Consider the following 460-nt stretch of genomic DNA (forward strand, 5'->3'; position numbering starts at 1 on the left):
CCGCATTCGCATTCCGTTTGACCCGCTCATCCAGGCCGGCATGGCGATCGAACTCAAATGGTTCGGCAAGCGGCCCGATCAGACTATTTACGACCCGGAACTGGAGTGGTTCTTTCCCAGCAACGAGGAAGCCAAGGATCCCGAGGGCTTCCTCGTCACCGTCGAGGGCAAACACCTCAAGACCCTTGAAGGCGGCACGCTGGAGTTGTGGTACAGCCTGCTCAGTGAGGAAGACGGCGCGATCGTCAGGCGTGAATCCGTGCGCACCTCGCTGCTGAACGTTGGCGAGCCGAAACTTGAGCTGGTGAAACCTATCGTCCTTGGAGAAAAGGACGGTGCGCTGGAGCCCAAGGATTTGCCCGGTGGCGTCAGCAAACTGACCGCGCCGCGGCCCGTCGCGAAACCGACCCAGGCCAAGGATGTGGTGACCTACACCTGGACCGGCGAAGTGACCGGCAAG

The 460-nt window shown here is 61.1% G+C and carries 1 pseudogene; it reads left to right on the top strand.

The features are described from left to right. Positions 1–460, top strand: a pseudogene (locus tag E3W21_RS31315) (hypothetical protein); the annotation flags it as partial.

This window comes from Pseudomonas sp. F01002 (assembly GCF_004402115.1).
In the GTDB taxonomy this organism is placed as follows: Bacteria; Pseudomonadota; Gammaproteobacteria; order Pseudomonadales; family Pseudomonadaceae; genus Aquipseudomonas; species Aquipseudomonas frigoris.